Consider the following 7172-nt stretch of genomic DNA (forward strand, 5'->3'; position numbering starts at 1 on the left):
GACCAGAAGCTTGCCTTTACGTTCTTGCCCGGCTTGAACTGGGCGATATCCATTTCCGGAACGGCGATCAGCACTTCCTTTTCGCCATCGACGGCAACGGTCACAACCGGCGTGCCGGAGCCGACCACCTGACCGACATCGGCGGTGACTGATGTGACGATGCCGTTCCTGTCCGCCTTGAGGTCGGTGTAGAGGACCTGGTTCTTCGCCTGGTCAAGCGATGAGCGCGCGGAATTCCGGGTGGCGACCGCCTGATCGTAGCTGAGCGTCGCCTGTTCGAGCTGCGATTTCGACGCGAAGGTCCTGGCAAACAGCTGTTCGGCACGACGGCGGGCAAGGCCCGTTGTCTCGACCTGCCGCTCGGCGGCCTCGAGGCTGGCTTCGGCACTCTTGACCGAAAGCTCGTAGTCGGCCGGATCGATGCGGGCCAGAACGTCGCCCGGCTTCACGCGCTGACCGATGTCGACCAGGCGCTCGGTGATCTTGCCGTTGATACGGAACCCGAGGTTCATCTCGGTGCGTGCGCGCACCGATCCGGAGTAGGAGAGCTCACGGGTATCGTTTGCCTCGGCGATCTCGACGACCTTGACCGGCCGGACGATGTCCTTGACTTCCACTTTTTCTTGCGAGCAACCGGCGAGCCCAAGCGCCGCGACGACGACCAGTGCCGGTCCAATAGCCGGCAGCCTGTTCATGATGGATTTGGACAAAGGCACTTGCGTACTCCCGAACTGGAGATGGATTGTGGACGCCCTGCGGACGCCGCCGGTCATTTCTTCAAAGCCCTGATGGCAAACTCGATAAGCTCGTCCGGCATCGCCCGATTCTTCTTGGCAAGGCACTGGGCGACCATTTGCGGGTGACAGAGGGTGATGATAGCGGCGCCGAAACACCGCGAAGCGACTTCCGGGTCCTGGTCGGGAAACTCGCCTGCTGCGATTCCCTCGCGGATCACCTCCTCCACCAAGCCGCGGATCCTGTCGATATGCTTCTCGATGACATGCCAATCGCGTTCGATGGCAACGACCACCATTTCGTGCACCTTCTCCTGGTCGAGCATGGTGTCGCGGGTCCACTGATAATGCGTTTGCACGTAGCGGCGAAGCCTTTCGCTGGCCGTTCCGGGACTATGGCAGGCGTCGTAGGTCAGTTGGTAGCAGGTAGCGAGCATACGGCCGCAAACGGCCTGGTGGATCTCAACCTTGGAGGCGAAGAAACGGTAAATGTTCGCCGTCGACATGCCGAGTTCACGCGCTATGTCGGCGACATTGGTTTTGCCGTAGCCGTAGTGGCGGAACAGTCGCTCTGCGCAATCGAGGATGCGCGCGACATTCTCCTGCCGGACCAGGTCGGCCGTATCGAGGGTATCATGCATCTTGTTTTGTTAACCCTTACGAATGACGAATTTTGAATTTCGTCACTCGTAATTTGAAATCGACCGGATGTCAACAGCGATGTTACCTTCGTTAGGCGACCGGTGACATCTGTTGAAACGACTTGGCGTGATCAGCGTTAATGAAGCCTGCCCCGGGCAGTGCACAGGCACCCGCTATCCACGCTGACCCGCGCGGCTATGTATTGCCATCTATGCCGCGGAAAGGAGATCACGGGATGACCGTGCTGCGCATCGTCTCGAATATTGCAACAGACAGCATTCCTGACGTTCGGAAGTTCTATTCCGACCTATTCGGCCTCGATGTTGTCATGGATCACGGGTGGCTCGTCACGCTGGCGTCCCGGGAAACAACCATTCCCCAGATCAGCATCGCCAGCGAGGGTGGCTCAGGCACCCCCGTACCCGATCTGTCGATCGAGGTCGACAATGTCGACGAGGTATATCTTCGCGCAAACGAGATCGGTTGCAGAGTGGTCTATGATTTGACCGACGAACCGTGGGGCGTAAGACGTTTCTTCATTGCCGACCCGACCGGCAAGTTACTCAACGTGCTCTCGCATCTTCGCTAAAGGCCGTCGCATTTGACCGGCCTCACATGACCCGCTTTAGGTTGTTGTTTTGTCATGTCGTTATCGCAAAACCGCTGCACACTTTTGCGCGACGTGCATTAGAGATTGTTCTGCAATGCGGGACATTGACGACCTTCCAAACATTAGCCGAATAACGGAAACGGGCGGCGGTCACCGGAGGAAACCATGAGCAGAACAATTCCATTTCATTTCGTCGATGTCTTCGCGGTGGCGCCGCTGACGGGCAATTCACTTGCGGTTGTGGACGGCGGTGGCGAGTTGGCGCTCGAGCTCATGCAGAACATTGCACGTGAGTTCAACCAGTCCGAGACCACCTTTGTCCTGCCGGCGACCCGGGCGGACGCCGATTGGAAATTGCGCTCTTTCACGCCGAAAGGCGTAGAGGTTTTCGGTGCAGGCGGCCACAACACGCTAGGGGCTTGGTGGTGGCTCGCTGCGGCGGGGCGGCTCGAGCTGGCCGATGGCCCAACATGGTTTCACCAACAGATCGGCGACTTGGTGTACCCATTGGCCATCTGGCAAAGCCAGGGGAAACTCGAAAAGATCATTATGCGGCAAGAAGCCCCAGTGGCCGGCCGGCAGCTCTCAAACCTTGGCGCTCTTGCCACGGCACTCGGGCTTAATGCTGAAGAAATAGCGGACGTTGTGCCTTGCCAGGTGGTCTCGACTGGTGCTGCCCATCTCCTGGTGCCAATCCGCGATCGCGAAGCCGTCGACCGGATTTCGCCTGATGCCAAACAGCTTTTCGACCTGCTCAAGGAGGTCGGCGGGGAAGGCTGCTACGTCTTCTCACTCGATCCGCTACAGCCCGGAACCACAGCGTATGCACGCTTTTTCAACCCGACTGTCGGCATTTCCGAGGATCCGGCAACCGGTACGGCGGCTGGTCCGCTCGCCGCACATCTCGTTGCACACAGTCTTGCACAGCCCGGCGTAATCAAGGTCGAGCAAGGCACTACTCTCGGACGTACCAGCATCATTGAGGTAGTTGTAGATGCCGGCTCAGTGAGCGTTTCCGGACGAGGCATCATGGTGGCGAGCGGGGCTTTTTCGATCTAGTCGAATGTGTAGTCCGGTGGCCGCGGCGAACCTGTGCCCGTCCCACAAGTTCGCAGTAGCCCGCCATTTGACGCGGCTATGCGGATGACGTGATTCTGCCACTCGCCTTCGACTTGGATCCGCTTAGGTAGCCGATCTGCTCAGTCTGTTCAGGCTTTCGCCCAGTATGACAAGCGAGATGCCGAGCAGCGCAATGTCCTTGATCAGGAACTGACCGGCGGGACCGAGCGCGGGAAAGCCGAGCGCAGGCTCCCAGATCAGCAGGGCAACCATGATCGAACAGGGGACCAGGAAAATCAGCGCGGCCAATGCCCCACCGGCCACACCGGCGCGCGTCGACCAGGGAGAGGCAATCAGCAGAAGCGCGGTCGCGATCTCGACGACGCCAAGCACATAAGAGGCACCAGCTTCACCGAATACCGGATACATCCAGGCGAGCCAAGGCGTGCCGCCGATCAGCGGCCTCAACGCCTCGATCTCAACAGCCGTGAACTTCATCCCACCAATCATGAGAAGCGGCAGTATGACCCCGATCAGGGCGAGGATCCGCCCCGCTTTGCTGACCGCGGTGTACTCCATCGGAATGCTCCTCCTGCTAGATCTTCTTCTGTCGGCTTGGTTCTGTATCGAGGACGATCGGAAGGCACTCGATCCGACACGAGGGATCTTTTTGCTCCGTTCATGTTGGCTTATCTGGGCCAACAATGATCTGACACGGATTATGGGTCCTGACCGGCCTACCCCTTGGCCATCTCCCTCAGCCTGAACTTCTGGATCTTGCCGGTCGAGGTCTTCGGGATTTCGGCGAAGATCACCGCTTTGGGCACCTTGAAGCGGGCGAGCAGCGCGCGGCAGTGATCGATGATCTCGGCTTCGGTCGCCGTCCTGCCCGGCTTCAGCTCGACATAGGCGACCGGCACCTCGCCCCATTTGTCGTCGGGCCTGGCAACGACGCCGCAGGATGCGACGGCAGGATGCTTGTAGAGCGCCTCCTCGACCTCGATCGAGGAGATGTTCTCGCCGCCGGAAATGATGATGTCCTTGGAGCGGTCCTTGAGTTGGATATAGCCGTCGGGATGCCTGACGCCGAGGTCGCCCGAGTGGAACCAGCCGCCGGCAAAGGCCTCGTCGCTCGCCTTGCGGTTCTTCAGATAGCCCTTCATGACGATGTTGCCGCGGAACATGACCTCGCCGATCGTCTCGCCGTCGGCCGGCGTCTCCTCCATCGTCTTGGGGTCCATCACCGTCAGATCCTCGAGCGCGGCATAGCGCACGCCTTGCCTGGCCTTCCTCGCCACCCTGAGACCCTTCTCCAGCCCATCCCACTCGCCATGCCATTCGTTGACGACGGCCGGGCCATAGGTTTCGGTAAGGCCATAGAGGTGAGTGACCGCAAAGCCCGCATCAGCCATGCCCGACAGCACCGCTTCCGGCGGCGGTGCCGCGGCCGTGCTAAAGGTGACCGTCTGCGGAAATTGCCGCTTGTCCTCGTCCCTGGCATTGATCAGCACCGACATCACGATCGGCGCGCCGCACAGATGAGTGACGCCATGATCGGCAATGGCGTCGTAGATCGGCTTCGGCCGCACCCAACGCAGGCAGACGTGGGTGCCGGCCTGCACGGCCAGCGTCCATGGAAAGCACCAGCCGTTGCAGTGGAACATCGGCAGCGTCCACAGATACACCGCATGCTTTCCCATGCCGGCATGGATGGTGTTGGCGTAGGCCATCAGTGCCGCACCGCGATGGTGATAGACGACGCCCTTCGGATTGCCTGTGGTACCGGACGTGTAGTTGAGCGAGATCGCGTCCCATTCGTCGTCGGGCATCGACCAGGCGAAATCCTCGTCGCCGCCCGCGACGAAGTTCTCGTAGTCTGATGTGCCGATCCGCTGGCCCTTGGGATATGGGGCGTCGGCGGCGTATTCGGGATCGTCGTAGTCGATGACCAGCGGTTCTACCTTAGCCAGCGCCAGCGCCTCGCTGACGACATTTGCGAATTCGCGATCGACCACAAGCACCTTGGTTTCGGCATGGTCGAGCTGGAAGGCGATGACCGCGGCGTCAAGGCGGGTGTTGAGCGAATGCAGTACCGCCTTGGTCATCGGCACGCCGAAATGCGCTTCCAACATCGGCGGCGTGTTGGACAACATCACGGTGACGGTGTCGCCCTTGCCGACGCCGCGCCTCTGCAGCGCCGAGGCAAGCTTCAGCGACCGCCGCCAGAAATCACGATAGGTCGTGCGCTGGCGACCGTGGATGACGGCGACATGGTCGGGAAAGGTCTTTGCCGCCCGCTCCAGATAGCTGAGCGGCGTCAGCGGCTGGTGGTTGGCTGGATTCCTGTCGAGATCCTGTTCGTAGGGATTGCCCATCCCGTCCTCCCAATATCGTTCTCGAACCTTCTAACCACAGGCCTCGGACCCGTCACCATCAACGATGCCACGATAGAGCGCATTTGGCACAATGATGATCTGGATTCCGCGAGCGAAAGAGTATCGTTTACCCCCCCCCGCTCGATTTGACTTTTGTCGAGAGGCATGAATAATGTCAGCGAGGAGATGGGCATGGCGATCCGACCGGCAGAACAGCTTATCCACAAGGCCGCCTGGCTCTACTATGCCCATGGGCTGCGTCAGGACCAGGTGGCCAGCCAGCTCAAGATTTCCCGAGCCTCGGTCGCCATGTATCTGCGCAAGGCGCGCGAGACCGGCATCGTCAACATCTCGACCTCAACCCAGCTTTTCACCGACGATGTCATGGCGCGCAAGCTCGAAGACGCATTGAAGCTCGATGCCGTCTGGATCGCGCCGGAAAACGGCCATGTCGCCGATCCGTCGACCGACATCGCGGTGCTGGCGGCCAGCGTCTTTCTCGAACTGATCAAGAAGGGCGACCGCATCGGCGTCGCGTGGGGAAGGACCGTCTATACGATCGCCGACATCATGTCCTATGCCGATCTGCAGGATGTCACGGTGGTGCAGCTCTGCGGCAATCTGGGAGCCCCCTATTCCTACCGGCCCGACCAATGCACCATGGAAATCGCACGCCGGCTCAACGCCAAGGGGCTCAATTTCTACGCACCGCTGGTGCTGACGACAGAGGAACTGGCACGCGGCCTACGCGCCGAGCCGGTGATCCGCGACCAGTTGTCGGGCATCAGTGCGTGCAACCTGGCGCTTTACTCGGTCGGCACCGTCGACGCCGACAGCCATGTTGTCAAATGCGGCGCGCTGACTGCGAGCGAAATGGAGGTGCTGCGCCGTGCCGGGGCCGCCGGCGTCATCGCCGGGCAGATCATCGACGGGCAAGGCAAAGCGCTCGACTGCAGCTACAACCGGCGGATCATTTCGGCGGAGCTGTCATCGCTGCGCAAGATTGAAAAACGCCTGGTGGTGGTGCAGGAAGACAACAAATTCGAGCCGCTGGTGGCGGCGATCGCAGGTGGGCTGTGCACGCATCTGGTGGTCGGCGCCCGGATGGCGCGACGGCTGCTCGACCATGCCGGACCGGCGGCGGAGAAGGTCGCCTAGATACGCAAAACGCCGCCGCGGGCGCATTGTCATCAAAGCGTCGCGGCGTTCCTGTTCACAAACAAAGAGAAATCGGACGAAGCGAACATGAAGAACCTGTGGAATGACGGTGACGCGGAGAAGCTGGTTGCCGACTATGCAACAAAGGGCGTTGCCCGCGACCTGGCGCTGCGCGTCTATACGACCAGGCTTCTGGGCGGCGAACCGCGGCTTGTCCTGCATGGCGGCGGCAACACATCCTGCAAGACAAAGGCCACCGACCTCGTCGGCGACGAATGGGACGTGCTCTGCGTCAAGGGCAGCGGCTGGGACATGGGCGTCATCGAGCCGCAGGGCCTGCCGGCGGTCAAGCTCGGCGCCCTGCTCAAGGCGCGGTCGCTCAAGAAACTCTCCGACGAGGATATGGTCGCCCTGCAGCGGGTGAACCTCATCGACCCGTCTTCGCCAAACCCCTCGGTCGAGACGCTGCTACACGCCTTCCTGCCGCATAAATTCGTCGACCATACGCACTCGACCGCAGTTCTGGCCATCGTCGATCAGGATGATAGCGAGGCACTGAGCAAGAAAGTCTTCGGCAACAAGATGGGGTTCGTG

The 7172-nt window shown here is 60.7% G+C and carries 8 protein-coding genes; 4 read left to right on the forward strand and 4 right to left on the reverse strand.

The features are described from left to right. Both EOA86_RS15460 and EOA86_RS15465 read right to left on the reverse strand, forming a co-directional pair. On the reverse strand, nt 1-716 hold a 716-nt coding region (locus EOA86_RS15460), incomplete at its 3' end, for an efflux RND transporter periplasmic adaptor subunit (RefSeq protein ID WP_164891767.1). Between the two features lie 53 nt (nt 717-769). After that, nucleotides 770-1375 carry a TetR family transcriptional regulator gene (locus EOA86_RS15465; protein WP_128342419.1) on the reverse strand — a complete coding sequence of 202 codons (606 nt, stop codon included), beginning with the start codon at nt 1373-1375 and terminating at the stop codon, nt 770-772. Between the two features lie 236 nt (nt 1376-1611). On the opposite strand from EOA86_RS15465, the gene EOA86_RS15470 reads away from it, so the two are divergent. Together EOA86_RS15470 and EOA86_RS15475 are read left to right on the forward strand one after the other, a co-directional pair. After that, complete coding sequence (locus tag EOA86_RS15470) at nt 1612-1965, forward strand: VOC family protein (RefSeq protein WP_065008341.1); 354 nt, start codon at nt 1612-1614, stop codon at nt 1963-1965. 186 nt (nt 1966-2151) lie between these two features. After that, nucleotides 2152-3045, forward strand: coding sequence for a PhzF family phenazine biosynthesis protein (locus EOA86_RS15475; RefSeq protein WP_127208776.1), 894 nt, complete (start codon nt 2152-2154; stop codon nt 3043-3045). 123 nt (nt 3046-3168) lie between these two features. On the opposite strand, the gene EOA86_RS15480 is transcribed toward EOA86_RS15475, so the two are convergent. Next, nucleotides 3169-3624: a DUF417 family protein gene (locus tag EOA86_RS15480; protein ID WP_128342421.1), complete on the reverse strand. Its 456-nt coding sequence runs from the start codon at nt 3622-3624 to the stop codon at nt 3169-3171. Nucleotides 3625-3782: 158 nt separating this feature from the next. Further along, nucleotides 3783-5420, reverse strand: a complete 1638-nt coding sequence (locus tag EOA86_RS15485) for an acyl-CoA synthetase (RefSeq protein ID WP_128342423.1) — start codon at nt 5418-5420, stop codon at nt 3783-3785. A 192-nt stretch (nt 5421-5612) separates the two neighbouring features. Between EOA86_RS15485 and EOA86_RS15490 the strand changes: the two genes are divergently transcribed. Then, on the forward strand, nt 5613-6578 hold the full coding sequence (locus EOA86_RS15490) for a sugar-binding transcriptional regulator (protein WP_065008411.1): 966 nt from the start codon (nt 5613-5615) through the stop codon (nt 6576-6578). 87 nt (nt 6579-6665) lie between these two features. Continuing rightward, nucleotides 6666-7172 (forward strand): class II aldolase/adducin family protein (locus EOA86_RS15495; RefSeq protein ID WP_206630031.1); only part of this gene is annotated, 507 nt, incomplete at its 3' end.

This window comes from Mesorhizobium sp. M5C.F.Ca.IN.020.32.2.1 (genome assembly GCF_004023105.1).
Taxonomy (GTDB): Bacteria; Pseudomonadota; Alphaproteobacteria; order Rhizobiales; family Rhizobiaceae; genus Mesorhizobium; species Mesorhizobium wenxiniae.

Coding starts and splice junctions, on each gene's coding strand:
- EOA86_RS15465 (WP_128342419.1), bottom strand. CDS start 1,375: ATGCATGATACCCTCGATACGGCCGACCTGGTCCGGCAGGAGAATGTC.
- EOA86_RS15470 (WP_065008341.1), top strand. CDS start 1,612: ATGACCGTGCTGCGCATCGTCTCGAATATTGCAACAGACAGCATTCCT.
- EOA86_RS15475 (WP_127208776.1), top strand. CDS start 2,152: ATGAGCAGAACAATTCCATTTCATTTCGTCGATGTCTTCGCGGTGGCG.
- EOA86_RS15480 (WP_128342421.1), bottom strand. CDS start 3,624: ATGGAGTACACCGCGGTCAGCAAAGCGGGGCGGATCCTCGCCCTGATC.
- EOA86_RS15485 (WP_128342423.1), bottom strand. CDS start 5,420: ATGGGCAATCCCTACGAACAGGATCTCGACAGGAATCCAGCCAACCAC.
- EOA86_RS15490 (WP_065008411.1), top strand. CDS start 5,613: ATGGCGATCCGACCGGCAGAACAGCTTATCCACAAGGCCGCCTGGCTC.